Source organism: Neptuniibacter marinus, assembly GCF_001597725.1.
Classification (GTDB): Bacteria; Pseudomonadota; Gammaproteobacteria; order Pseudomonadales; family Balneatricaceae; genus Neptuniibacter; species Neptuniibacter marinus.
The window spans coordinates 34,910-60,190 of the sequence record NZ_LUTR01000011.1 but is presented as its reverse complement, the minus strand read 5'-3'; the positions used below and the strand labels follow the sequence as shown (position 1 = coordinate 60,190).

Below are 25,281 nucleotides of genomic sequence, written 5' to 3'. Positions count from 1 at the left end.
TAGGATAAAACTACGCGTAGAGGCGCTCGCTGCCAAGTTATTTAGTAAAAAAATAGCTATTATGCAGCGTTTTTCTTATTCTGCTTTTGGCGGCGAGAAATAGAGCCTTTAAGTACAGTCTCCCATTCGCCTGCTGTGCTCATTAGTAGAGAGCCGCATTCGCCGCATTTACAGATCTGTGAGTGACCAAGGTCACTGATGGTTTTTAATGAAGGGTGTTCTTTCCCTGTTTTTACTAGCTCAAAACAAAGTACACAATCAGTATTCACGCTTTATTCTCCTTCCCTGTATTAGGCATGAGAGGCTGCTTTGAAAGTATTTATCGGACAGCCTATCAAAACCTTTAGAATAAAATCTATAAAAAACAGAAAGTTTTTGATAAAACTTGGTGCTGTTTGTGGAGTTTGTTTTGTAATTAATTGATAAATATGGTTTTTATATTTTATCTGATGCGCCATCCATAATGCTGCCACTTGAACCATTTTTGGCTAATTCGCCAATCTCTTTATCGATAAAGAACAAGCCCTTGCCATCTTCGCCGATAATCTTGATTTTATCCAAAATGCCATTAAAAAGCTTCTCTTCTTCATGCTGTTCTGCGACATACCATTGAAGGAAACTGAAGGTTGAGTAATCGTGGTGAGTAAAAGCGGTGTGGGCTAATTCATTGATCTTTCCAGTAATGAAGCACTCATGCTCATATACTTTTTCAAAGAGATCTTTAATTGAATTGTATTCCGCATCGGGTGCATCTATAGCACCTATCATTGCTGTTGCGCCGGTTTCATTCACATAAGTGAATAAACGTTTCATGTGTGACATCTCTTCGTCAGCATGTTTGTATAAAAATGCGGAACAACCCTCAAAGCCTTTAGATTCAGCCCATGCCCCCATCTGTAGGTAGAGGTTTGAAGAGAAAAACTCTAAGTTTATCTGCTCGTTAAGTTTTTCAAGCATTGCAGGGCTTAGCATAATAATTGGATCCTTTTAAAATAATCTTTAGCGGATTTTAAATCATTTCAGGTTTACATAGCCACTTTTTGGCGTTAGCAGAGCGTGCGCACTTTTTGCATAGATAGCAGCTGGAGCGAGTATAGCTTGCAAGTGTCTTGAACTGCTCTTCTATATCGGCCTTTTTTAATTTACATAAGGTTTTTGGTTTTGACATAGAGAACTCGGCAAGTTTTTTGTTAATGATAATCAATCTCAAACTCTATGTGAAACAATAATTGCCGAATATGCCTAAGTATAGATGAAAATATTGCATGGCCGTGAAATAGCTGGGTCGGCCTTAGAGTCTGAGTTTAGGAGTGAAAAAGTAGAGCGGACGCAGAGCGACGTGTTTTTAGGGCCTTTTTTGTGCTTCGCTTGATAGGTGTAGCTGATAAATTAGTTTTGAATGACGCTAGTTAATATAAGCCTTCCATTGCATTATGGTGATGATAGATGTGTGGATGAAATTGCTATAGTGACCTATATTGTTAGTGATAATGGGAAAGAATGTTATTGCTGTATTTGCGTTAAAGGTAGATGATTTTTAGCTATTAAAACTCCCGACAAAAAAATAATAACTGGGCTTTAGATGAGCAAAATAACGTTTTTTTACAGTGTGGTCTTTGGTTGCTTTTTAGCATTATCTCAATGTGTATCAGCTGATCGTCTTGTTCAGCCTGCTATACAGCAGGTAGCTCCTGAAAAATCTCTTTTGCTTGCTATTTCACGTGCTGGGGAGCGCTTGGTTGCTGGGGGTGAGCAAGGGGTTATTATCTATTCGGGGGATGGTGCATTAACTTGGAAGCAAGCGGAAGTTCCTACCAGCACTTTAATTACAAGCTTGAACTTTTTTGATAAAAAAACAGGCTGGGCTGTAGGTCATGATGGTGTCATTTTAGGTACTAAAGATGGTGGACTTTCTTGGCAAAAGAGAGTTGATGGTGCAGCGATTAATCAGTTAAGAGTGGGTGCGCTTGAGACTGAATTTAATTATCAAAACAGTTTGGGCGCTGTTGATGCTGATTTATTAGAAAATCTTGGTTACCAGCTGGATGATGCAAAAATAGCTGTTGAAGAGGGACCTAGTTCTCCATTGCTTGATATTATCTTTTTAGATTCGCTAACGGGTTATGCGGTAGGTGCGTATGGACTTTTTCTTAGAACGGATGATGGTGGTTTAAGTTGGGTTTACGAAGGGCATAAATTACCTAATCCAGACAGTTTGCATTTGAATAGAGTGATCCAAACGCAAGCGGGGCATTTGTTGATCTTAGGTGAGGCTGGGCTGTTGATTGAGAGCCTTGATAATGGGGGAAGCTGGTATAAAGTTGAGTTGCCTTACCAAGGTTCCCTTTTCTCAGCAGTTGAGGCAGATAGTCTTTATCTAATGGGGTTGAGAGGTACTGTGCTTAAGCGTACTCGAGATGAATTGGGCAGCACTGTTTGGAATAAAATTGATATAGGCTCAACTGCGACAATTAATGACGCAGTAGTGGTTGATGATATTGCCTATCTTGTTGGGCAAGGGGGGGCTTTATTGCAAAAGCAGGGTGAGGCTTTTGTGCCTTTCCTAAAACGTGGTCTTAGGAGTTATAGTGCTGTCGAGTCTGTAGGGCAGTATCTTATTGTAGTCGGTGAAGGTGGTGTTTCTCGAATTGATTTGAACGGAGGGGCTGACTAATGAAAAGGTTGTCCTCAATACTGCTTTGGCCGATTAATACCAGTGAAAAATTAGCTGAGCGCGTACTTTTTAGTTATCGGAAATTGCTTTTAGTCGGTTTTTTGATTGCCACTTTATTCTTTACTTGGCAGGCCTCTCAGATTCGTCCTGATGCTAGTTTTGTGAAAATGATCCCTGCTCAACATCCGTTTGTTGAAAACTATATGCGCTATAAAGATGATTTAGCGGGTTTGGGTAATAGTATTCGTGTTGTTGTTGCAGCAAAAAATGGCGATATATTTAGTGCTGAATTTCAGTCAACTCTCAAAAGTGTGACTGATGAGCTGTTTTTTATTCCTGGGGTTGACCGTTCCGCATTAAAGTCTATTTGGACACCTAATGTACGCTGGACTGAAGTGACTGAAGATGGTTTTGTTGGTGGTCCAGTTATACCTGCTAAATATGATGGTTCAAAAGAAAGTTTAGAACTCGTACGCACCAATATTCTTCGCTCAGGTCAGGTGGGAATATTAGTAGGTAATGATTTTCGCTCAGCTATGGTGCAGGTGCCTCTTTTTGATAAAGATCCAGAGACAGGGGAGAAACTTGATTATAAAGAGTTTTCCGCTCTGTTAGAAAAGCTGGTTAGAGATAAATATAGTTCTGAAAATATCAGTATTCATATCACCGGATTTGCGAAAATTGTTGGTGACCTGATTGATGGTGCGGTTGAGGTGGCTCTATTTTTTGCGATCGCTTTTGTGGTCACTATGGTGCTGCTCTATCTCTATTCCGGCAGTGTAATGGGTACGATTATTCCTTTAATCTGTTCTCTTGCAGCGGTCATATGGCAGTTAGGTGTATTGAATCTCCTTGGTTATGGAATAGACCCTTATTCGATGTTAGTGCCATTTTTGGTGTTTGCTATTGCGGTCAGCCATGGCGTTCAAATTGTAAATACAATCACACTAGAGTCTGCTACGAATGGGGCTGATAAGCTTCAAGCGGCAAAGCATGCCTTTAAAACAATCTATATTCCTGGGTTAACGGCGCTGATTTCAGATGGTATTGGCTTTATTACGTTGATGGTAATCGAGATCCAAGTTATTCAAGACCTGGCTGTAGCTGCATCTATTGGTGTTGCCGTTATTATTTTAACCAATTTAATGCTGCTCCCTTTGTTAATGAGTTATTTTGGGGTGGGTCGTAACGCTATAACTAAAGCCAAAAAAGGAATAGAGAAAAAGGATTCCCATTGGCACTTGTTAAGTGTCTTCGCTACTCAAAAAGGAGCTATAGTCGCTGTTGTGATTGCTATCTGTCTCGCGGTTTTAGGTATCTATGGGAGTAAAGGGTTACAGATTGGCGATTTGGATGTGGGTGCCCCAGAGTTGCGAGGGGACTCTCGCTATAACTTAGATAATAGTTTTATTACCGCTAATTACTCTACTTCGAGTGACGTGTTTGTTGTGATGGTTTCTACGCCAAAAGAACATTGTAGTCGCTATGAAACGTTGGCTTTAGTCGATCGTTTCCAATTTTACTTACGGAATGTTTCTGGGGTGCAATCCAGTATTTCGCTGGTGGATGTATCGGAACGTGTAACGGCAGGTTTGAATGAGGGGAGTCTGAAATGGCGTTCGGTAATACGTAATCAGTATGTGATTAATGCCTCTCTCTCTTATGTTCCAGCGGGACTGATGAACAGTAGCTGCTCTTTATTACCGGTTATTATTTTCCTTGATGATCATAAAGCAGAAACATTAAAAGCGGTGACATTTGCTGTCGATGATTTTGTTGCTCAATACGAGACAGATACAATCAAGTTTAATATGGCGGCAGGCAAAGCAGGCTTTGAGGCCGCAACAAACGAAGTGATTGAAATGGCCCAGTATGAGATGCTGATCTGGGTTTATTCTGTGGTGAGCTTCCTGTGCTTATTGACCTTTAGATCGCTTCGTACGGTAGTCTGCATCATTGCGCCCTTGATATTAACCTCAATCCTATGTCAGGCGTTGATGGCTAAATTAGGTATTGGCGTAAAAGTCGCTACATTACCGGTGATCGCTTTAGGTGTTGGTATAGGTGTGGATTATGGTATCTATATTTATTCAAAAATGCAGACCTATCTGCAGAAAGGTCATAGCTTGGCTGAGGCCTATCTTGAAACTTTACAAAGTACGGGTAAGTCTGTCGCATTTACTGGATTGACGCTGGCAATAGGGGTTGTGCTTTGGACTTTCTCGCCTATTAAGTTTCAAGCGGATATGGGGGTTCTACTTACCTTTATGTTTATCTGGAATATGTTGGGTGCGTTGATATTGTTACCCGCTATTGCACGCTTGTTACATCCAAAAACTCAATGAATAGAGTGCTGGCGCTTAGGTAGGCCTGTTGGTTTGTCGCAGTATTAAAGTAGGTGAGAGTGGTAGTTATGACTTTTATCTACTTTAGTGCGTCCAGCATTTTTTGCATTTTTGCACCTTGCCCTAAGGTTTTCTTCTCATTAACGAGTTTCAATTTATAGTTGTCAGCTAGACCCATTGTGCGGTTGTTGGTTGTTTTGATCTCTAATAATAAAGCGCGTAGTTGGGATTTAATGGCATCATCGGCTTCTGCGGTCATTATTTTTTCTACCGTGACTGAGTGTGTTTTTTGTAGGTCGGTTAACTCGTCCCATTTTCCTTCTTGCGCTAATAACTCCATGCTGGTGGATTGTTCAAGCGCTTCTTCTGCGAGCTTTATTAAAGGGTTCATGCTTTTCTCCAAAAAATATTAATGATCAGTGTGAAGGTGCCGATAACAAAAATCAACGAGGCATTGAAACAGCTTAAGGATGCTTAGGAAAAAAACTGAATGTTTTTCCTAAAGGGTTTTTTGAAGCGGTCGATAACCTAATCAAGCTTGGATTTCCCTCTTTAGCGAGCTGGAAATTCAAATAGAAAATATTTTTATTACGGTCGGTCAAATTCGGCTGAGTATGAGGAGAACAAACTCATGTCAATGGTAATTAATTCAAACATTATGTCGCTGAATGCTCAGCGTAACTTAACGCTTTCACAGAACGATCAGAACCAAGCAATGGAGCGTTTATCTAGTGGTAAGCGTATTAACTCTGCAGCAGATGATGCAGCGGGCTTGGCAATCTCTAACCGCATGACCTCTCAGGTTCGTGGTTTGGATCAAGCGGTACGAAATGCAAACGATGGCATCTCTCTAATTCAAACGGCTGAGGGTGCGTTGGACGAAACAACTAACATCCTACAGCGTATGCGTGAGCTGTCTATCCAGTCTGCCAACGGTACTTACGATGATGGTAACCGTGCAACCCTAGATGCCGAGGTTCAGCAGTTGATTGCTGAGATTGATCGTATCTCTGAAACAACTAAATTCAACGGCCTTAATATTCTTGATGGAACCTTAGGTCAAGTTGATCTGCAAGCGGGTGCTGATGCCAATGAAACTATCGCGCTAAACATTGGTGCGACAGATACTCAATCTTTAGGTAATGGTACGGGTGCATCTATTATTGGTGCAACAGATTCGGGCAATGACCTATTGACTCAGTTGCAGACATTTGACGGCACAGAGACAATGTCTATCAACGGTATTGATATCGGTGATTTGTCCGGTGAAACAGTGCTTCAGGATGCGATTGATACAGTTAACTCAAACGTTGCAGGTATAACTGTTGGTACATTGGCTGAAGCTACAGCGACAACATCGGGCGATGGTATTGTGAGTTCAGGTGAAAACATTCAGTTTGCAGTGACAATGGCGAACGGCGATGTGCAGACGTTCCAGGTATCTGAGACGGGCTCCCTTCAAGAGTTAGCGGATAAAGCTAACGAAGTATCTAACGGCCTTATACAGGCTGAGATCAATGATGATGGCTACCTAACTGTATCTGTGGAAGGTGCTGATAATGTTGCGCTTAGTGCAACTGGTGCTACGTTAAATGATGCAATTGGTACATTTACAAATGCAACGTTCGAAGCTGCGCTTACCATCTCTGCAGATTCTGGCGATGCTGTAACCATTGAATATAATGATGCTGCTCATGCTGATGTTGTTGGTTTAGATACGCGCTTAGAAGCGGGTACTGTAACAGGCTATCAAGCACAAGCGCAGGCTGATGTTGATGCAGGCCAGGTTACTATAAATGGTGTGACGCTTGGTGAGTACGATTCAAGTGTTGATTATGACGGTAACAGCACTGCTGGTGAAGAAAGTGACTTGGTTGCTTGGTTGAACTCTTACACAGATGAAACAGGTGTGACAGCGTCTCTAGATGGTGCTAATGGCATAACTGATGCTTTAAAACTGACCTCCGTTGATGGTGGTGATATCTCTATCTCATACAAGGATGGTGATGAAGCTGCGATGGAGACTATCTTTGGTCTTAATGAAACCAATGCAGCAGCAGGTGCTGGTGGCAGCGTATCAAGTATCGATATCTCAACTGCTAATGGTGCACAGGAAGCTATAGATATCATCGATTCTGCACTTGAGCAGATTAACTCCACTCGAGGTGATTTGGGTGCGGTTAGTAACCGTCTAGACTTTACAGTGAATAACTTGTCAAACGTATCTGAAAACGTTTCGGCTGCCCGTTCACGTATTGAAGATGCTGATTTTGCTTCAGAATCCGCTGCACTATCAAGAGCGCAGGTTCTACAGCAAGCCGGTACAGCGATGTTGGCTCAGGCTAACGCTGCACCACAGCAAGTTCTATCTCTACTTCAGTAAGATAGCAGCTATACTATATAGATAAAGCACTTAGTAGAGTATTCACCCCCAGAGCCTGTAACGGCGATGGGGGTATTCTCGAACGGTTAAGAAGAGGATTGGGTTATGGCTATTGAATCGATGGGGGCTGCTGCTAATGTTATTCAGCCGTCACAGCAGACTCAACAAACCGTAAATCAGGTTAAGCCTCAGCCTGTTGAACAGCCGCAGAAAAACGAGCAGTTTCAACAGACCCAAGAGGTTTCAGCAGAGAAGCTAGACGCTGCTATTGATCGCCTTAATGAAATGATGGAGAGTAGTCAGCGCTCTTTAAGTTTTTCTGTTGATAAAGCGTCAGAGCAAGTTGTTGTTGAAGTACGCGATTTGACAACTGATAAAGTAATACGTCAGATTCCAAATGAAGAAGCATTAGCGTTTGCTGAATCATTGGATCGGATGATAGGATTCCTTTTTGATAAGAAAGCCTGATATTCCATAGGCTTTATTCCACACACCTAAAAACCAGAGGCAAAGGCCATGAGTGATAGTATTATTAGCTCACTGGGAGCCGGTTCTGGTATCAATACCTCCAGCCTTGTTTCCCAGCTTGTAGAAATAGAAAAGGCTCCTAGAGAGGAGCGCTTAGATGCTACAGAGGAGAAACTGGAAGCGCAGATATCAGCATACGGAACCTTACAGAGTAGTTTGTCTGAGTTAGCTGCCGTGCTTGATCCCCTTTCTGATAATGACACCTTTAATGCGCGTAGTGTTTCATTTCCTGATACCGATGTTATCACGCCTAACTCAGTCGATCCGGGTGCTCAAACTGGTACTTATCAAATAGAGGTTGTTGAGGTTGCTCAAGCCCAGTCTTTAGCGACGGGGGCATACTCTGATAAAGATCAAGCCTTGAATGAAGCAGGTACGCTGACTATTAGTTTTGGTACTTGGACCTACGACGAAGATATTGATCCGGGTGCTGATGCTGATGCGGATCAAGATCCGTACTCGTTTGCGACTAATGATGAGCGTGCTGCATTAAATATTACCGTTGATGCATCTGATTCGTTACAGGATATTGCTGATAAAATTAATGAGGAAGATGCAGATGTTCAAGCATCGGTTTTATTGGTTGATGGGCAGTATCAGTTGTTATTAACTGCTCCATCGGGTGCGGATAATGCGCTTAGGGTGAGCAGTGATGATGCAACGAAAGGCGATGCAACCGGTTTAAGTGTTTTTGAGTTTAATGAAACGGAATCATCACAGGTTACAGAAACTCAACAAGCACAAGATGCTGAATTAAAAGTTAATGGCCTCACTGTATTTCGAGAAACAAATGACATTAGTGATGTTATTCAAGGGTTTAACTTTTCCTTAAATAAGGCGGAGCCGGGTAGTAGTTTTACTTTTACGGTAAGTGAAGATACTTCTACAGCAGAGCAAGCTATAAGAGATTTTGTTGAAGCTTATAATCTGTTTTATGAAACAGCACAAAATCTAACTGGATATAGTACGGATGAAGATAACCAGACCGTAAAGGGTGATTTGTCCACCGATGGTACAGCTAAAGCTTTGCTTAATCAGATTCGATCAACAATAGGCTCCATAGTACCGGGTATCGATGAAGGTTTTACTGCGTTAACAAATGTAGGCATACGTACAGAGCTCGATGGGACGCTGTCGATTGATGAAGAAGATTTTAGTCGAGCAATGGAAGAGAATTTTGCTCTAGTTGAAACCCTGTTTGCAACTAACACCGCGTCATCAAGTGATGAGGTGTCTGTCTCTGTAGGGAGTTATTCTTCTGGCACAGTTCCTGGGAATTACGATGTTGTTATTACTACGGACCCAGAAAAAGCATCGGTGGATGCGGATGCAATGGTTGATGGTGGTAATATTGGTTTTGATAGTGCTGCAGATACAGTTACGATTGCTGATGCTAGCTTATTAGATCTTTCTTTTAAAGTAACGGTCGATGGTATTGAGTCAGATACAATTACCTTGACGGGTAGCTATACAACTGCAGACGAAATTCGTGCAGATTTACAATCTTTGATTAATGGCGATAGTAATATCAGCGCTGCGAACGTTGCTGTTGATGTGGCTTATGATGAGGCGACCGATCAGTTCTCTTTTATATCTAGAAGTTATGGTGCCGCTTCAAATGTCGCGTTTGATGCCACTGATTTTGGTGCAGATATAGCAGAGCTAGGATTTGTTACACAATCTGATAATGGTGTTGATGTAGTGGGCACTATTGATGGTGTTGCTGGATTTGGCTCTGGTAATGTTCTTCTGCCTGAAATTGACTCTGATCCTTATGGTTTGAATTTCACTATCGGCGAAAATGCGGTTGCTGCTGGTACTGTTTCAGTAGATTTCTCACGCGGTTTTGCTGGTGAGCTTGATAAGTTAATCGCGAGCTTTCTGTCTTCTTCCGGTAGTATTCAGCTTCGCGAAGATAATATTAACAAAGCGTTAGAGGATGTTGCCGATGATCGAATTGAATTAGACCGTAAGATGGAAAAGTTAGAAACGCGTTTGTCCGCGCAGTTTTTAGCCATGGAACAAATAGTGAGTAGTTTCCAAAGTACGGGTAGTCAGTTGGACGGTTTGTTGGAACAGTTACCATTTACCGCTAGCAGCAGCTAACGACGTGTTTATTGTTAGGTGTGGATATTAGAATTTAATTAGGTAGGTATGTGTTATGAGTGTTAATTTAAATGCCCTTAAAGAGTATAAAAGTGTAGATTTAAGGGCGACTGTAGAAACAGCGAGTCCACATAAGCTTATTTCGATGTTATTAGAAGGGGCGTTGACCTCTTTGGCCAAAGCTAAAGGTTCCATCGAACGTAAACAGATTGAAGAAAGAACTGAACATTTGAATAAAGCCTCAGATATTATTGTTGGCTTGAAGGGTGCTTTGGACTTGGAAAAGGGCGGTGAAGTAGCTGCTAACCTTGATGAACTTTATAACTACATGATACGTCAATTAATTCTGGCTAATCGCGAGAATAGCGCCGACAAAATTCAAGATGTAATGGGACTCATGCTAGAGATTAGACAGGGTTGGTCCGGTATGCCGGTTGAGCTTCAGAACGATTAGTTTTTAGTTTGTTAAATTATGTGTAGTAGTTGCCTGTGAATCAGAAAAATGATCTTGTAAAAAAGGCTCTCGCTCTTGGGATTTCAAGTTATCAGAACTCTAATTTTCCACAGGCTAAAGCTTTATTTCAAAGAGTACTTCAGCTCGATGATAGTAATTTCTATGCATTGCATTTTCTCGGTATTATTCTTCTTCAAGAGCAGAATTACAAAATAGCGCAGCTTTTATTAGCAAAGGCTCTAGGTTTAAAGCCAAAGGATGCTGAGGTTAATCACCACTTAGGTTTGGCATTTAAAGGCCTAGGTGATGCAAATAAAGCGAGCCACTGTTTTTCGGAAGCGGTCAAACTCGAACCATCCTTAGCAGTAGCGCATCTAGGTTATGCGGATGTTGTGTCGAGTATGGGGCGATATGAAGAAGCGACTAAGGCTTACAAAACAGCGTTAAAATACGATAAAAAACTCATTAAGGCCCATAATAATTTGGGGAGTGTCTATCGTAAACGCTCAGAACTTTTAAAAGCTATTCCCTGTTATCAAGCTGCCTATGACCTAGATCCTTCCCGCCTAGATATTTTTAGTAATATATTAATGTGTATGGCGTCCGACCCCTCTGTGTCTTCAGAAGAATACCTTATTAAAGCCCAAGTTTATGGTGAAGCTGCGCGCGCAAAAGCAGAACCTTATACAGAGTGGCCGTTATTAGAAAAGATAGATAAGCCGAAAATTCGAGTAGGGCTTGTTTCTGGTGACTTAAGGAAACATTCGGTCGCTTATTTTTTGAAGAGTTGGATCGATAAACTTGATAACAGTAAAGTCGAGTTACTTGCCTATAGTAACTATTCCGACGAAGATGAAGTCACTGAAGAGCTAAAGCCCTGTTTTACTAAGTGGAGTAAAATTGCTCACCGATCAGATAGCGATATCGCACAGACGATTTATGATGATCGGGTCAATATACTAATTGACTTGTCAGGGCATACTGCGCATAACCGATTACCTTTGTTTGCTTGGAAGGCTGCACCTATTCAAATCTCGTGGATGGGTTTTTTTGCAAGCACAGGGGTCGCTGAGATCGATTATTTCATTGGTGATCAATGGAATTTCCCTGATTCTATTAAACCCTTTTATGTTGAGGCGCCTTGGCACTTAAATATATCAGGTTGCTTCTTTCCGCCAGATACTGATGTGTCTGTAGGGGACCTGCCCGCGCTTAAAAATGGGTATATAACGTTTGGCTGCTTACATAAGGTTACCAAGCTGAACGATGACGTTGTTGCGCTCTGGTCGACAATTCTTAAGGAGAATGTCTCTGCAAGGTTATTGATTAAAGATACTGCTTTTTGTGATGCAGCGACTACGAGAAGTATTAAAGATCGGTTTGCTTTACTTGGGGTTGATCCGGAGAGGATTGACTGCGAAATAGGAGAAGCAAGGGAGCTATACTTTGATACGTACAAGCGTATTGATATAGGTTTGGACCCTTTCCCATTTAATGGGGGAACGGTTAATTTAGAATCGCTGTGGATGGGTGTGCCTTATATCTCTTTACAGGGTAGTGATCGTATCTCTCGACGGGGGGCAGCAGTTTTATATAAGGCAGGCTTGGATCAGTTTGTTGCAGAGAACGAAGGTGAATATATTGAGATTGCCAATAAAGTTTGTGCAGATATTCATGCCTTATCAGAGGTGCGTAAAGGGTTAAGGGAGCAGGTTAGTGAATCACGGTTATACAATGGTTCCTTAATGGCAAAAGATTTAGAAAGTGCTTTTAGTGATATGTGGTTACGTTATATTGAAAAAGTATGACTCGCCTCTGAGGGATCATCGCATGTAGTGTGTCGCCATCACCACATTAATTTTCATGTTCATGCCGATAGAAATTTCGTTTAGCATCCATGCTTTTTAACGTGCCTGCCGAGCGCTGAGCAGGAATATCTTGTCTTTCTTGTTGCTCAAGCATATTAATCCTTTGCGATGAAATCGTGTCTAAATATTCTAGGCTGTTCATCGGTGTATAGTTAAGTTCTTTCATCTCGAAATAGCATATTTTCTCCACAAGTGAGATCTCATCTGACGTGAGTTCGTCTGTATACTTCGCACTGTTATTCGTTATTATGGGGCGCGACAGGTTGGACCAGCTTTCCTGTATTTGTGCATTGAGACGGGTTGTTTCGTCATTATTGAATTTGAGCATAGATGGTTGGAATTGGTGCCCTAAAAATGACAAGGTTGCAGATAAAGCTTCTTCGGGGTTGTCTATTAAATTTTCATATTTGATAAGAAATGCTTTATTTACTTTACGTAGTATATGGTAGTTACTTAGAAATCGTTGTTGGTCATAGGACCATTGTTTGGCGCCAGCAATAATGCCCCCAGGATGGCTTTTATTTTTTTTCCACGATAATGCCATGTCTCTTGGGTCTCTGGTTTGGTAAATGAATTTAGCCTCTGGGAAGTTTATTAGCAGAAAAGGCAGAAATTCGTATAGATGGTTCTCTTTAATGAAAATGTTGTCTTTTCCGTCTTCAGATGCTTCCTCAATGAAAATATTTTTGAGTAAAGAAACAATGTCCCCACAGGGTGCTAGCCCTTTCAGTTCTGACTTTTTGAACTCCTTTTTCCAAATCGAGAAGCCCGCAGATAGCAGTATATGAATGTCGTCTATTAGGGCATACCAGTTGCGTTGATTTGATAAATCGCCATATCTAAATAAGTTCCGAGCAACGGGGTTGATTAGGTGCTTAGTTGAAGGGCCGCAGATCTCTGAGTGAGCATTCAGTAGTTTGGTAATTAAATTGCTACCTGAGCGTTCGGAGCACATTAAAAATGTGAAAGACATATGCTTACCTGTACGGATAACGGGGTTGCTTTGATTGTATTATGGAGCGTCTTCAATAAACTATATTTAGTTGGTTTGAATGCTATGTTAAAAATCTTTCTAATCGTGTGTCTTTAAGGTTACTTTGGATTTTCTCAGATATTTCTTTGGGGAGCTCTTGCTTCCATGCATCATCAGATTGTTGTGCTTTGTAGACTGAGTAGGGGTCTACATTGTATTGGCCTGTGCTTTCGTTTAGAAATCTTATAGTTTGATCTGTGTAGCTTAAGTCTAGAAAGTTAAATAGTAATTTTGTTTCTTGGGTTGGGTTGGCTAAATAAGCTGAATATGTAATCAAATGGACCCTGTCTGGGTACGCTTTTTTTAAGTCGAGGAATAAGGTGCTGGCTTCTTTCCATTTTTCAAATCCATTGTATTCTTCCGGCTTATTTTGATTTTTCTTCGTAGCATATTGCCATTCATTAAGCATATTCCAGTTAAGATCGGCCCTGAATTCTTTTGGTGCCTTCAACCATGAATTTATCACTGATAATGGGTTTCTGATGATGGTGACGAGCTTCAGATCATGCTTTTTTGCCATAAGGTTGGCTAGTATGTTGTGATACCGAACCTCCTTATAAGCGATATGTGTTATCTGCTCCTTTTGGAATACTGGCAATATCCCCTTATGTCTTTGTTCTAGCTGGCCGGTGAAGTTATCGTTGCAAGACTTTAATCTCGTGAAAAAGCTGTCAATATCTCCCTGAGTTGATGCAGGTGTTAAGAAGTCTTTGTGAGCGTATGAAAATAGCGGTTGATAGCGGTATAGGGTGCTAGGTGAGCTGTTGATTATTTCCCCAATCCACGTGGTGCCAGACCTCGGAGCCCCATGTATCGCAACAGTAATCAACGTATCTGTATTGTTGCTCAAAGTGTCATCCTTATTCTACCGTGAAATACTGAAACAGTGTTTTTGTCTCATCTATCGTATTGAACATTAAAACATCAATGATCGAAAGAGAAGGGATGAAATCATGATGAAACTGAGAATAGTGACACGCTAGACTGCGTATAAAATGAAGATCAATACCTTGGTTTTTAAAATCCCCCTTGCTGTATAACTCTTTTCCACTAGGGGCGTTTAGATAAGATGTGTAGCCTAGGTCTTTTGTTATTTTGATTAGGCGTTCTGCTTTGTCCATGCCTTGTGTATGAGGCGAGATGTCTGAGGATCTTTTATATGTAATATCGTGATTTAGGTATTGGTAAATTAATTGAATTGCATTGATTGCAACGGAGGCTATTGATTCGTTTTGAGTGTGTTTGAGTGAGGCGTCAATGAGCTCCATAACTTGAGTGAAGTGTGGGGCTTTTTGGTAGGAGTGAGTTAATTTTGCGTAAAACTTCTTTTTCCAACGTGTATCTATGCAAGTCAGAGTATCCTTAATTAAAACATTCTGGCTGGCTTGTTGAATGGGTAGAGTGAACAGGCTAGGTTCTTGCTGGAGCAGAATCCTATTTCTGTTAATCCAGCCTTTTTTTATGTAACTCACATCATCATAAAAAATGAATAGCTCACTAGCTTCGATTAAGTGAAAGTAGCCTAGATAAGGAAAAATATATGGCTGCATTATGGCGACATGGCCGTGCTTCTTCATTTTTCGCCTGTTTCGTTAGTGGTTATTATCTAGGTTATCTATTGAGTGAGTATTAATTGTGTGGTTAATGATTTCACAGATATGTTTAATCTCTTTTGTCGTTAGCCCATTATAAATGGGAAGGCACAGTATTCTAGTCGAGATGTCTTGAGATATGGGGCATCTGTTTGATGGGTTGAGATGTTCTACTGTATCTAAACTGGGGTGAAAGTAGCGTTTGGCTTCTATGTTATGTGACTTTAGGGCTTTTAAAGTCGATAAAAGTGTCGCTTCCGAATCAAGCAGAATAGGCATGTATGCACTGTTATTGGTTATATTTAATTTGATCACCGAAGGGGTGTTTTTGAACTCGTCTTGATAAACCGCAGTTATGTTATTTCTCTCTTTTATGATGTCTGAAATATCATTTAAAATGGAGAGGCCTACGGCGGCTTCGAACTCGTTCATTTTTGCATTGATACCGAGCCTGCAAGGTTCTTTATTATCGTTAAATCCGAAATTTATGATCTCTTTTGCTTTGGCTAAGTCAGATTTATGTTTGAAGCGTATCATGGCCCCTTCGACGGTATGAAACAGCTTGGTTGCGTGGAAGCTTATAATGCTGGCATCGCCGTACTGAACTATATTTCTACCTTTGTACTTAATTCCAAACGCATGGGATGCATCGTAGATTGTTTTTAACGCGTATTTCTCTGCTATTTCGTTAATTTCTTCTATTGGACAAGCATTTCCAAAAACGTGAACAGGGACAATAAATTGGGTGTTCTTATTTATTTTTTCTGCAATCGAATTGGCAGATAAACACCAGTCGGTGGGGTTTATATCGGTAAATATCGGTGTGATCCCTTCCCACTTTAATGCGTTACTTGTGGCGATAAAGGTGAACGGTGTAGTGATCGCCTCAATGGGACTCGTTTGATCATCTACCGAATTTATGAGCGTTTGATAGGCTATCTGCAGTGCTAAAGTACCGTTAGCAACCAGCAGGATATGGTCCGATTCAAAGAGTTCTTCTAGACGTTGGGTTAGCTCGTTAACAAGCGGACCATTATTGGTTAACCAGCCGGAGTCATAGATACGATTTATATATTTATCTAATATTTGTCTGTTTGGAAGATAAGGTCTAGTTGAAGGTATCGACATCTAACATACTCAATAAATATTCACCGTAATGGCTTTTACAAAGGGGCTTGCTAATTCTTCGAATGTCCTCTTCGTTTAACCAACCGTTTCTATAGGCAATTTCTTCTAGGCAGGCTATTTTATAGCCTTGCCTTTTTTCTATTGTTTCTACAAATTGCGCGGCTTCTAGTAAACTGCCATGAGTGCCGGTGTCCAGCCAAGCAAATCCTCGTCCGAGTAATTCAACTTTTAATGCCCCTCTATCGAGATAGGCCTGATTAATAGATGTTATCTCAAGCTCACCTCGCTCTGAAGGTTTTACTTCTTTTGCAATATTTATAACATCATTGTCATAGAAATAGAGCCCTGTGACGATAAAGTTAGATTTAGGCTTTTTGGGTTTTTCTTCAATGGAGATTGCATTGCGGTTTTTATCAAGCTCCACAACCCCAAAGGGTTTTGGGTCTTTGACTTGATAGCCAAAGATTGTTGCTCCTGATGTTCTGGCTGCTGCGCTTCGTAGTTTAGGAGAGAAACCGTAACCATAAAAAAAGTTATCTCCAAGGGCTAGGCATACGCTGTCTTTACCAATGAAGTTTTCGCCAATAATAAAAGCTTGTGCTAAGCCTTCAGGTTTAGGCTGAATTGCGTAACTGAGTCTTATGCCGAAGTCTTTTCCATCCCCTAGTAGTCGTTTAAAGCTATCGTTGTCTTCGGGGGTCGTAATGATTAAAATATCTTGTATCCCGCTGAGCATGAGTACTGATAGCGGGTAATAGATCATCGGCTTGTCATATATGGGTAGGAGTTGTTTGGTGATGGCTCGGGTGATGGGATATAAGCGAGTTCCTGAGCCGCCAGCAAGAATGATACCTTTCATAATTTGGCTCTCTTAGTCATTATTATTTTTGTTATTTATGGTGGATGCTTTGTTGTTATTGTACCAATCGCTGTTGTTTAAGTACCAGTGTACAGTTTCTCTTAGACCGTCACTAAAAGAATGGTCAGGTTTCCAGTTTAGCTGTGAATAGGCTTTATCTGAATTTATAGCGTATCTTTTATCGTGCCCAGCTCTATCTGTGACATAAGTTATAAGGGAGTGATAGGGTATATTGGTTGGGCAGAGCTCTTCGAGTAGATCGCAGACTGTATTTACCACCTCTATGTTCTTTTTTTCTTCTTGGCCACCGATGTTATAGGTTTCTCCAATATCACTTCGTTTGATTACTTGGAGTAAGGCTTTTGCGTGATCATCTACATAGATCCAGTCACGGATTTGATCACCTGTTCCATATATAGGTATTTTCTTGCCTTGTAGAGCGTTAAGGATGGTTAAAGGAATTAGTTTTTCAGGGAACTGAAAAGGCCCATAATTATTAGAGCAATGGGATATAATAGTCGGTAATCCGTAAGTGCGCTGCCATGCTTTAACTAAGTGGTCAGAGCTTGCTTTTGATGCTGAATATGGAGAGCTAGGATTGTAGTTGCTCTCTTCTGTAAAGGGGGTATCGGTGGGTAATAAATCACCAAAGACTTCATCTGTTGATACATGATGGAATCTGAAAATTGATTTACGTTCAGCATTAAGTGTTGCCCAATAGTGACGGCATGTTTCTAGCAGTGTGTAAGTTCCGACTATATTGGTTTGAATGAAAGCGTTTGGTCCGGATATTGATCTATCTACATGGGATTCTGCGGCTAGATGCATTACTGCGTCAGGTTGGTATTTGGTGAATATATGACTGATAGCAGTAGCATCACATATATCTTGTTGTTCAAAGTGATAGCGTTCGTTTTGTAAAAATGAGTTATGTGCAGTTATATTGGCAGCATAGGTTAGCTTGTCTATATTTATAACAGTATCGTTAGTGTGTTTTAGTAGGCGGCGGATAACTGCAGAGCCTATAAATCCTGCTCCTCCTGTAATTATGAATCTCATCTTATTCCTGCTTTCTGTATGAGCTTATAGGGAATTACTTTATCTTATTGAAGTTATAGTAGAAACGTTAATTTTTTTTTGGATTCACCGACTATTATAAATCAGGGTTTTGTTGAAAGGGATATTCTCATGTGCGTCAAAATATAGGCGTTAATTTTTCTATTTTTAAGTTCTGTCAGATAATTGACATTTCGTGCTGTGGTTGCCACTATTGGTTCTACTCAAATCAGGTAGAGATAAGCAGGAATGACTGCGCAGCCAAAACTATTAATTATTGATGATGATCTAAGTCGCAGAGAGTTAATTCGTGCTGCACTTTCTTTTTTAGGTCGCCCGTTTGAATTCTATGGATTTGTTGATTGGTTGCAGTCAGATGACCAATCACTCAAAGGTGATAAAGTCTCTTTAGTGTTGCTTGGACAAAGTGAATTACCTATATCCCTTGAAAAGCTGCTACGCAATTTACAGCAAAAAACACCTGATGCTGCTGTTGTTACTTTAGATGAATGGTCTGAAGTCGCTGAGCTGCCTGATGATCTGAAAAGTGGTGTGACAGGGCAGTTAAATGTGCCCTTTAGTTATCAAGAGTTACTCGATCAATTACATAAAGCTCAACTTTATTCTCGGCCGTCCCTGGGGGCAAGGGATGCGAATAATCCTTCTTCAGAGCTTTTTTCAAGTTTAGTCGGTAGTAGTCGGTCTATGAGGCTGGTGCGGCAGGCTATGTCTCAAGTCACGGGACGTGATGTTAATGTCTTAATTACAGGGGAGTCGGGTACTGGTAAAGAGGTGGTTGCTCGGAATCTACATGATTATTCTGTACGTAAAAATGGCCCATTCGTGCCGATTAACTGTGGAGCTATTCCTGCAGATTTGCTTGAAAGTGAGTTGTTTGGTCACGAACGGGGAGCTTTTACGGGTGCGGTTTCTAGTCGTTCAGGCCGTTTTGAGCTGGCTCAAGGGGGGACGCTTTTTCTTGATGAAGTAGGTGATATGCCTTTATCTATGCAGGTAAAGCTATTACGTGTGCTTCAAGAGCGAAAGTTTGAGCGTATCGGTGGCACTAAAACACTTGAAGCGGATATACGTGTTATCGCCGCAACGCATAAAAACCTTGAAGAGATGATTGAAGAAGGGAGCTTTAGAGAGGATCTTTATTATCGCCTAAATGTTTTCCCAATTGAGATGCCGCCATTACGAGAGCGAACCGAAGATATTCCTCTATTACTGGATGAGTTATTAGGCCGATTAAAAAAACAAGGTTTTGACTCTGTCAGATTTCAAATGAGCGCTCTAGAGTCCTTAAAGGCTCATCCTTGGCCTGGTAATGTGAGAGAGCTGTCCAACCTTGCTGAACGACTAGCGATTCTTTTTCCTAATGGCGTTGTTGGTGTTTCTGAGTTGCCGGCCCGTTTTCAGCATGTTGAAGAACCTGATCCTGCGCGTTATGCGAATACGGAAGAGTTGTTGGAATCATCCTCTGTTACTGGCGCTATAGCTTCTGCCACTCATTTAGATCATCTGCCTGAAGAAGGGCTGGATCTTAAGGCTCATTTAGAAGCTATTGAGCGGAGCTTAATTGAGCAATCATTGGCAGTACATGAGGGTGTTGTTGCCAGAGCTGCTGAGTTATTAAAAATTAGGCGAACGACCTTAGTAGAAAAAATGCGTAAATATGGGATGCAACGTAAGTAATATGAATGATATCGAACGCTATAAAACCCGTATTACGGAATTAGAAACGGCCTTAAGTCAGGCGCAAGAATCCCTAATAAGCGAGTCTCTTCAACGTCAAAAAAATGAAGATAAAAATGTTGGGCTTAGTGACCGTTTTCAAAACCTATTATCGATTTTACCGGCAGGTGTTGTCCTAATTAATGGCGCAGGCAAGGTGGCTGAGGCCAACCCTGCAGCGGAAAGCTTTTTGGGTACCCCTTTAATCGGGCAGTTTTGGTTTGACATTATTAACCGCAGTTTTGCACCTCGTGGAGATGATGGGCATGAGGTTTCTTTAAAAGATGGTCGTCGTGTCAGTTTGATGACCCGCGCGATGGATAGTGAGCCGGGCCAGTTAGTGTTACTGATAGACCAAACCGAAACGCGGTTGCTACAAGGGCGTGTTTCCCATTATCAGCGGTTGTCTGAGATGGGTCGTATGATGGCCTCATTGGCGCATCAGATTAGGACGCCTTTATCCGCAGCGTTGCTCTATGTTGATCACTTAATGCGCCCAGATCTTTTAGTTGAGCAGCGGCAGAAGTTTGCACGTAAAGCTAAATCTCGTTTAACAAACCTTGAGCAGCAAGTCCGAGATATGCTGATTTTTGCGCGGGGAGAAATGCGGTTGGATGATCAGATCTCTTCTTCCGCATTTATGCGGGAGTTAGAGGATATGCTTGATCTTCCTCTCGTCAGCTATGATGCAGATTGTGATTGTATCAATGATGTCCCTAATTACGAGTTTCAGTGTAATAAGGACGCACTGTTAGGTGTATGTATCAACCTAGTTGAAAACGCGCTCCAGGCAAGTGGTAAAGGGTGCGAATTAACTATACGTTTTACGGATGACGCGGGCCGCATAGCCCTGCAGATTATTGACCAAGGGCAAGGTATGACGCCGGAGCAATTAAAACGTGCGCTAGAACCTTTTTATACAACTAAGTCTCATGGTACAGGGTTGGGGTTAGCTGTAGCTCAGGTGGTTGCTCATGCGCATCATGGTGAATTTTTCATACGCTCCACTCTGGGGGAGGGTACTGTTGCAACTATAGTACTGCCATGCCTATTAACCAAATAACTCTAAGCTTGAGCGATATACAACATGCCTAATAAGATAATGATTGTTGAAGATGACAATGAGTTACGAGAAGCGCTTTGCGATACGCTAGAGCTAGCGGGGTTCTCCTATATTGAGGCGCCTGATGCTGAAGAGGCCTTAGCGTTACTCGCCAAACAGCAGGTCGATATGGTTGTTACTGATGTGAATATGCCAGGCATGGATGGTCATCAGCTTTTAGATGAAATTCGGAAATTACATCCAGGGCTTCCTGTTATGTTGATCACTGCATTTGGCCAAGTGAGTAAAGCAGTTGAGGCGATTAAGGCAGGTGCTGTTGATTATTTAATGAAACCTTTTGATTCTGAAGCCCTTATTTCTGCTGTACGTCGTTTTGCCTCGGGTGCTGTTGTAGCGCCCGAAGCACAACAGCCCATTGCGGAAGAGAGTAGTAGTAAGCAATTACTTCAATTGGCTAAAAGAGTGGCTGCTTCAGATTCAACAGTGCTTATCTCTGGTGAATCAGGCACGGGTAAAGAGGTTTTAGCCCAATATATTCATAACCACTCTTCACGAGCTGATAACCCGTTTATTGCCATCAATTGCGCAGCTATCCCTGAAAATATGTTGGAAGCTACGCTATTTGGGCATGAAAAAGGGGCGTTTACTGGAGCATATACCAGCTCTCCCGGTAAGTTTGAACAAGCTGATGGAGGGACTTTGCTTTTAGATGAAGTGTCGGAAATGGATTTAGGTTTACAGGCAAAACTGTTACGCGTTTTGCAGGAGCAAGAGGTTGAGCGTATAGGTGGGCGTAAAGTGATATCGCTCAATGTCCGTGTGATTGCTACGACTAACCGCAAGCTTGAAACTTATGTTTCTGAGGGTAAGTTTCGAGAAGATCTTTATTACCGTTTAAATGTGTTTCCTCTTCAATGGCGACCCTTGAGAGAGCGGCCAGCGGATATAGTGCCTTTAGCTGAGCTTTTATTTAGCAAGTATTGCCAAAAGATGCAGCGTTCCCCTGTTGGTTTGTCCTCTGAAGTTGTTAATGCACTAGTTGAGCATAGTTGGCCGGGGAATGTTAGAGAATTGGATAATGTGGTTCAGCGTGCTTTGATTTTGCAAGGGGGGGCTGAGATTCGAATGGCTGATCTTATGCTTAATCCTGCTGACATTTCCCAGGCGGAAATATCGGAAGTAGAGACCGAATTAGATGATGAAGATTTGGTGGGTCAGTTGGGCGAAGGTATGCGCCAACATGAATTCCAATTAATTATCGATGCGTTGAAAGCAACTCATGGAAGTCGTAAGAATGCTGCTGAAAATTTAGGGATAAGTCCCCGAACCTTGCGCTATAAATTAGCAAAAATGCGTGAGTTAGGCTTAGATTTGGATAAATTGCTCGGTCGTTGATGAATTGTTGGATAATAAAAAATCACTTATAAATCAGCTTGTTGTGGGTTTTCTGGGACTAAGGTCTTAGTTCGGATATACCAAGGTCTAATTCAGGGTATTGCTCTCCCTTCTGTATAAACCTAGGACAGATATTTAACCTCATTTGCGTCTGATAATAAAAAATACCAAAAACATAGACGATCTGAGGGTATTTTATAATTACAACAATCAAGCTAAGGGCATCACGATGAGTGAAAAAATATATCCAGTTAGTCCGGAGATCGCGGCACAGGCGCACATTGATAATGATAAATATCTAGCAATGTACGATCAGTCTGTGAATGATCCAGACTCATTCTGGGGTGAAGCAGGTAAACGCCTAGATTGGTTCAAACCATATACAAAAGTTAAAAATACATCTTTTGATCCACATAATGTTGATATCCGTTGGTTCGAAGATGGTACGTTAAATGCGTCATATAACTGTCTTGATCGTCATTTAGAAACTCGCGGTGATCAGGTTGCTATCATTTGGGAAGGAGATGACCCAAGTGAGTCTGAAAATATTACTTACCGTCAACTACATGAGCGTGTTTGTAAGTTCTCAAATGCGCTTAAAGCGCGTGGCGTTAAAAAAGGCGATGTTGTAACTCTTTACATGCCAATGATCCCTGAAGCTGCTGTTGCAATGCTGGCATGTACACGTATTGGTGCAGTGCATTCAATCGTATTTGGTGGTTTCTCACCAGAAGCGCTTGCAGCACGTATCGAAGGCGCGAACTCTAAAGTCGTTGTTACTTCAAACTACTCCCTACGTGCAGGTAAGTCTGTACCGCTGAAAGCTAATGTTGACAAAGCGCTTGAGCATGAAGCAGCGAAAGCATGCATCGAGAGCGTTATCGTTGTTAAGCGTGTTGATCAAGATGTTGAGTGGAATGACAGCGTTGATGTTTGGTATGAAGACCTAGTAGCTGATGCTTCTGCAGAATGTGCTCCTGAAGAGATGGAAGCTGAAGCGCCAATGTTTATCCTTTACACATCCGGTTCAACGGGTGCGCCAAAAGGTCTTGAGCATACAACCGGCGGCTACATGGTTTACGCTTCTATGACTCATGAATATGCCTTCGATTATAAAGAAGGTGATATCTACTGGTGTACTGCCGATGTGGGTTGGGTTACAGGTCATAGTTATATTGTCTATGGACCACTTGCCAATGGCGGCACCTCATTGATGTTTGAAGGTGTTCCAAGCTACCCAGATAACAGCCGTTTCGGTCGCGTTATTGAAAAGCATAAAGTTAACCAGTTCTACACGGCGCCAACCGCGATTCGTGCCTTGATGCAGCAAGGTGAAGATGTTCTAGGTGATTCCGACCTATCTTCACTACGTATCTTAGGTTCAGTAGGTGAACCGATTAACCCTGAGGCGTGGGAATGGTATTACCGTGTTATTGGTCAGAGCCGTTGCCCAATTGTTGATACGTGGTGGCAGACAGAAACAGGTGGCATGATGATCTTGCCTCTACCTGGTGCTACTGCTGCTAAACCAGGCGCTGCTTCACGTCCATTCTTTGGTGTTCAGCCAGCATTGCTTGATGCGGATGGTAATGAGCTGGAAGGTGCTACCGATGGTAACCTCGTTATTAAAGACTCATGGCCTGGTCAGAGTCGTTCTATTTGGGGTGATCATGAGCGCTTTATTCAGACTTACTTCTCTACGTATAAAGGCTATTACACTACAGGTGATGGTGCGCGTCGTGATGAAGATGGATATTACTGGATCACAGGTCGTGTAGATGACGTAATTAACGTTTCTGGTCACCGTATGGGTACCGCTGAGGTTGAGTCAGCACTTGTTGCGCATCCTGCTGTAGCTGAAGCCGCTGTAGTAGGTTACCCGCATGAAGTTAAGGGTCAGGGTATCTACGTATACGTGACGCTACAGTCCGGCTACGAGCAATCAGATGAGCTACTGAAAGAACTGCGTATGCATGTTCGCTCTGAGATTGGTCCAATTGCTTCGCCTGACTTGATTCAATTTGCACCAGGCATGCCGAAAACTCGTTCTGGTAAAATCATGCGCCGTATCTTACGTAAGATTGCTGAAGATGATTTTGATGCATTAGGTGATACCTCAACACTGGCTGATCCGTCGGTTGTAGATGATCTCATCAATAACCGAATGAACCGTGCTAAGTAATATTTTTTAATATTTAGTCTAAAAACTCTCGTAGGACTCGGAATATCCGAGACTTACGGGAGTTTTTTGTTCTATAGTAGTAGTTAAATCACTGGAAAACCGTTCCATTTACGGTCGGCGTTCGAGTAACAGTTTCTTAAGGGGGAATTGAACGCATGCAGTTAGCTCAAAAAATTATTATTGCAGATGATCATCCACTATTTCGCGCGGCTTTGAAGCAGGCGGTTGCTCAGGCACTGCCCGGCGTCGAGACGATAGAAGCAGATTCTCTACCGGCTGTTCAGGAGGCTGTTGACCAGCATTCTGATGCTGATCTTGTTTTGCTTGATATTCACATGCCAGGCACTAATGGATTCTCAGGTTTGGTTTTTCTTCGTGGTCAAAATCCAGGTATACCTGTGGTTGTAGTTTCCGGAAGCGAGCAGCCTCATATTATGAAGCGTGCAATTGATTATGGTGCTTCTGGTTTTATTCCAAAATCTTCTTCTTTAGAAACAATAGCGGATGCGATTGTTGCGGTACTAAAAGGGGAGGAATGGTTGCCACAGGAGGTTGCAGATAATCTTCCTGATGTAAGTGAAGATGATCAGAAGTTTGCAGTCGCTTTAGCGGCCTTAACGCCGCAGCAATTTCGCGTCTTGACTATGTTGACTGAGGGGCTGCTAAACAAGCAGATTGCTTATGAATTAAATGTTTCAGAAGCAACCATCAAGGCGCATGTAACTGCTATCTTACGTAAATTGGGCGTTCATAGTCGTACACAGGCGGTAATCGCAGCACAGCGTTTGGGTGTAGAGCCGCCTAAAACTGATTTAGAGTAACGTGTAGCTCGTTGATTTTAATAAGGCGCTTAATGCGCCTTTTTTCATGTCTGTGGC

The 25,281-nt window shown here is 41.8% G+C and carries 21 protein-coding genes; 12 read left to right on the top strand and 9 right to left on the bottom strand.

All coding sequences use genetic code 11. From position 1 onward, the window contains the following. Nucleotides 1-59 precede the first annotated feature (59 nt). Nucleotides 60-269 carry a hypothetical protein gene (locus A3774_RS09405; protein ID WP_067866551.1) on the bottom strand — a complete coding sequence of 70 codons (210 nt, stop codon included), beginning with the start codon at nucleotides 267-269 and terminating at the stop codon, nucleotides 60-62. 166 nt (nucleotides 270-435) lie between these two features. Continuing rightward, entirely contained in the window at nucleotides 436-972 is a 537-nt protein-coding gene (ftnA, locus tag A3774_RS09400; RefSeq protein ID WP_067866549.1) for a non-heme ferritin, read from the bottom strand. A gap of 610 nt (nucleotides 973-1,582) precedes the next feature. Between ftnA and A3774_RS09395 the strand changes: the two genes are divergently transcribed. Together A3774_RS09395 and A3774_RS09390 are read left to right on the top strand one after the other, a co-directional pair. After that, entirely contained in the window at nucleotides 1,583-2,674 is a 1,092-nt protein-coding gene (locus A3774_RS09395) for a WD40/YVTN/BNR-like repeat-containing protein (RefSeq protein WP_067866547.1), read from the top strand. Beyond that, nucleotides 2,674-5,019, top strand: a complete 2,346-nt coding sequence (locus A3774_RS09390) for an efflux RND transporter permease subunit (protein WP_067866545.1) — start codon at nucleotides 2,674-2,676, stop codon at nucleotides 5,017-5,019. The genes A3774_RS09395 and A3774_RS09390 overlap by 1 nt, the downstream gene beginning before the upstream one ends. 79 nt (nucleotides 5,020-5,098) lie before the next feature. Here the strand turns inward: A3774_RS09390 and fliT are convergent, their stop codons facing one another. After that, on the bottom strand, nucleotides 5,099-5,410 hold the full coding sequence (gene fliT / locus A3774_RS09385) for a flagellar protein FliT (protein WP_067866543.1): 312 nt from the start codon (nucleotides 5,408-5,410) through the stop codon (nucleotides 5,099-5,101). 240 nt (nucleotides 5,411-5,650) lie between these two features. On the opposite strand from fliT, the gene A3774_RS17190 reads away from it, so the two are divergent. The 5 genes from A3774_RS17190 (at nucleotide 5,651) to A3774_RS09360 (ending at nucleotide 12,298) form a co-directional block, all read left to right on the top strand. After that, nucleotides 5,651-7,402: a flagellin N-terminal helical domain-containing protein gene (locus tag A3774_RS17190; protein ID WP_067866541.1), complete on the top strand. Its 1,752-nt coding sequence runs from the start codon at nucleotides 5,651-5,653 to the stop codon at nucleotides 7,400-7,402. A gap of 105 nt (nucleotides 7,403-7,507) precedes the next feature. Then, the gene (locus A3774_RS09375; protein ID WP_067866539.1) at nucleotides 7,508-7,870 is read left to right on the top strand and encodes a flagellar protein FlaG; all 363 of its coding nucleotides are present in this window, start codon (nucleotides 7,508-7,510) and stop codon (nucleotides 7,868-7,870) included. Nucleotides 7,871-7,918: 48 nt separating this feature from the next. Beyond that, nucleotides 7,919-10,036 (top strand): flagellar filament capping protein FliD, encoded by a 2,118-nt coding sequence (fliD, locus tag A3774_RS09370; protein WP_067866537.1) that lies wholly within the window; start codon nucleotides 7,919-7,921, stop codon nucleotides 10,034-10,036. 55 nt (nucleotides 10,037-10,091) lie between these two features. Further along, on the top strand, nucleotides 10,092-10,490 hold the full coding sequence (gene fliS, locus A3774_RS09365) for a flagellar export chaperone FliS (RefSeq protein WP_067866535.1): 399 nt from the start codon (nucleotides 10,092-10,094) through the stop codon (nucleotides 10,488-10,490). 35 nt (nucleotides 10,491-10,525) lie between these two features. Next, nucleotides 10,526-12,298: an O-linked N-acetylglucosamine transferase, SPINDLY family protein gene (locus A3774_RS09360; protein ID WP_067866533.1), complete on the top strand. Its 1,773-nt coding sequence runs from the start codon at nucleotides 10,526-10,528 to the stop codon at nucleotides 12,296-12,298. Nucleotides 12,299-12,344: 46 nt separating this feature from the next. Here A3774_RS09360 and A3774_RS09355 read toward each other — a convergent pair whose 3' ends face one another. From A3774_RS09355 to rfbB, 6 genes are all read right to left on the bottom strand, one after another. Further along, on the bottom strand, nucleotides 12,345-13,331 hold the full coding sequence (locus A3774_RS09355; protein WP_067866531.1) for a sulfotransferase family protein: 987 nt from the start codon (nucleotides 13,329-13,331) through the stop codon (nucleotides 12,345-12,347). Nucleotides 13,332-13,413: 82 nt separating this feature from the next. Continuing rightward, a complete protein-coding gene (locus tag A3774_RS09350) occupies nucleotides 13,414-14,241 on the bottom strand; it encodes a sulfotransferase domain-containing protein (RefSeq protein ID WP_067866529.1) in 828 nt (275 codons plus the stop codon). 10 nt (nucleotides 14,242-14,251) lie between these two features. Further along, nucleotides 14,252-14,941, bottom strand: coding sequence for a WbqC family protein (locus A3774_RS09345; RefSeq protein ID WP_197468046.1), 690 nt, complete (start codon nucleotides 14,939-14,941; stop codon nucleotides 14,252-14,254). A gap of 42 nt (nucleotides 14,942-14,983) precedes the next feature. Beyond that, the gene (locus A3774_RS09340; protein ID WP_067866525.1) at nucleotides 14,984-16,111 is read right to left on the bottom strand and encodes a DegT/DnrJ/EryC1/StrS family aminotransferase; all 1,128 of its coding nucleotides are present in this window, start codon (nucleotides 16,109-16,111) and stop codon (nucleotides 14,984-14,986) included. Then, complete coding sequence (rfbA, locus tag A3774_RS09335) at nucleotides 16,092-16,970, bottom strand: glucose-1-phosphate thymidylyltransferase RfbA (RefSeq protein WP_067866523.1); 879 nt, start codon at nucleotides 16,968-16,970, stop codon at nucleotides 16,092-16,094. Before rfbA ends, A3774_RS09340 begins: the two co-directional genes overlap by 20 nt. Before the next feature lie 12 nt (nucleotides 16,971-16,982). After that, entirely contained in the window at nucleotides 16,983-18,029 is a 1,047-nt protein-coding gene (gene rfbB, locus A3774_RS09330) for a dTDP-glucose 4,6-dehydratase (RefSeq protein WP_067866520.1), read from the bottom strand. A gap of 246 nt (nucleotides 18,030-18,275) precedes the next feature. Between rfbB and A3774_RS09325 the strand changes: the two genes are divergently transcribed. From A3774_RS09325 to A3774_RS09305, 5 genes are all read left to right on the top strand, one after another. Next, nucleotides 18,276-19,724 (top strand): sigma-54 dependent transcriptional regulator, encoded by a 1,449-nt coding sequence (locus A3774_RS09325; RefSeq protein ID WP_067866518.1) that lies wholly within the window; start codon nucleotides 18,276-18,278, stop codon nucleotides 19,722-19,724. A 1-nt stretch (nucleotide 19,725) separates the two neighbouring features. Beyond that, complete coding sequence (locus A3774_RS09320) at nucleotides 19,726-20,826, top strand: sensor histidine kinase (RefSeq protein WP_067866516.1); 1,101 nt, start codon at nucleotides 19,726-19,728, stop codon at nucleotides 20,824-20,826. Nucleotides 20,827-20,850: 24 nt separating this feature from the next. After that, nucleotides 20,851-22,221, top strand: a complete 1,371-nt coding sequence (locus A3774_RS09315; RefSeq protein WP_067866514.1) for a sigma-54-dependent transcriptional regulator — start codon at nucleotides 20,851-20,853, stop codon at nucleotides 22,219-22,221. 229 nt (nucleotides 22,222-22,450) lie between these two features. Then, nucleotides 22,451-24,403, top strand: coding sequence for an acetate--CoA ligase (gene acs, locus A3774_RS09310; RefSeq protein WP_067866512.1), 1,953 nt, complete (start codon nucleotides 22,451-22,453; stop codon nucleotides 24,401-24,403). Nucleotides 24,404-24,558: 155 nt separating this feature from the next. Continuing rightward, nucleotides 24,559-25,224, top strand: a complete 666-nt coding sequence (locus A3774_RS09305; RefSeq protein ID WP_067866510.1) for a response regulator transcription factor — start codon at nucleotides 24,559-24,561, stop codon at nucleotides 25,222-25,224. The last annotated feature ends 57 nt before the right edge of the window (nucleotides 25,225-25,281 follow it).

Coding starts and splice junctions, on each gene's coding strand:
- A3774_RS09375 (WP_067866539.1), top strand. CDS start 7,508: ATGGCTATTGAATCGATGGGGGCTGCTGCTAATGTTATTCAGCCGTCA.
- rfbB (WP_067866520.1), bottom strand. CDS start 18,029: ATGAGATTCATAATTACAGGAGGAGCAGGATTTATAGGCTCTGCAGTT.
- A3774_RS09355 (WP_067866531.1), bottom strand. CDS start 13,331: ATGTCTTTCACATTTTTAATGTGCTCCGAACGCTCAGGTAGCAATTTA.
- A3774_RS09345 (WP_197468046.1), bottom strand. CDS start 14,941: ATGCAGCCATATATTTTTCCTTATCTAGGCTACTTTCACTTAATCGAA.
- A3774_RS09325 (WP_067866518.1), top strand. CDS start 18,276: ATGACTGCGCAGCCAAAACTATTAATTATTGATGATGATCTAAGTCGC.
- A3774_RS09320 (WP_067866516.1), top strand. CDS start 19,726: ATGAATGATATCGAACGCTATAAAACCCGTATTACGGAATTAGAAACG.
- A3774_RS17190 (WP_067866541.1), top strand. CDS start 5,651: ATGTCAATGGTAATTAATTCAAACATTATGTCGCTGAATGCTCAGCGT.
- fliD (WP_067866537.1), top strand. CDS start 7,919: ATGAGTGATAGTATTATTAGCTCACTGGGAGCCGGTTCTGGTATCAAT.
- rfbA (WP_067866523.1), bottom strand. CDS start 16,970: ATGAAAGGTATCATTCTTGCTGGCGGCTCAGGAACTCGCTTATATCCC.
- A3774_RS09390 (WP_067866545.1), top strand. CDS start 2,674: ATGAAAAGGTTGTCCTCAATACTGCTTTGGCCGATTAATACCAGTGAA.
- A3774_RS09315 (WP_067866514.1), top strand. CDS start 20,851: ATGCCTAATAAGATAATGATTGTTGAAGATGACAATGAGTTACGAGAA.
- A3774_RS09340 (WP_067866525.1), bottom strand. CDS start 16,111: ATGTCGATACCTTCAACTAGACCTTATCTTCCAAACAGACAAATATTA.
- acs (WP_067866512.1), top strand. CDS start 22,451: ATGAGTGAAAAAATATATCCAGTTAGTCCGGAGATCGCGGCACAGGCG.
- fliT (WP_067866543.1), bottom strand. CDS start 5,410: ATGAACCCTTTAATAAAGCTCGCAGAAGAAGCGCTTGAACAATCCACC.
- A3774_RS09395 (WP_067866547.1), top strand. CDS start 1,583: ATGAGCAAAATAACGTTTTTTTACAGTGTGGTCTTTGGTTGCTTTTTA.
- ftnA (WP_067866549.1), bottom strand. CDS start 972: ATGCTAAGCCCTGCAATGCTTGAAAAACTTAACGAGCAGATAAACTTA.
- A3774_RS09305 (WP_067866510.1), top strand. CDS start 24,559: ATGCAGTTAGCTCAAAAAATTATTATTGCAGATGATCATCCACTATTT.
- fliS (WP_067866535.1), top strand. CDS start 10,092: ATGAGTGTTAATTTAAATGCCCTTAAAGAGTATAAAAGTGTAGATTTA.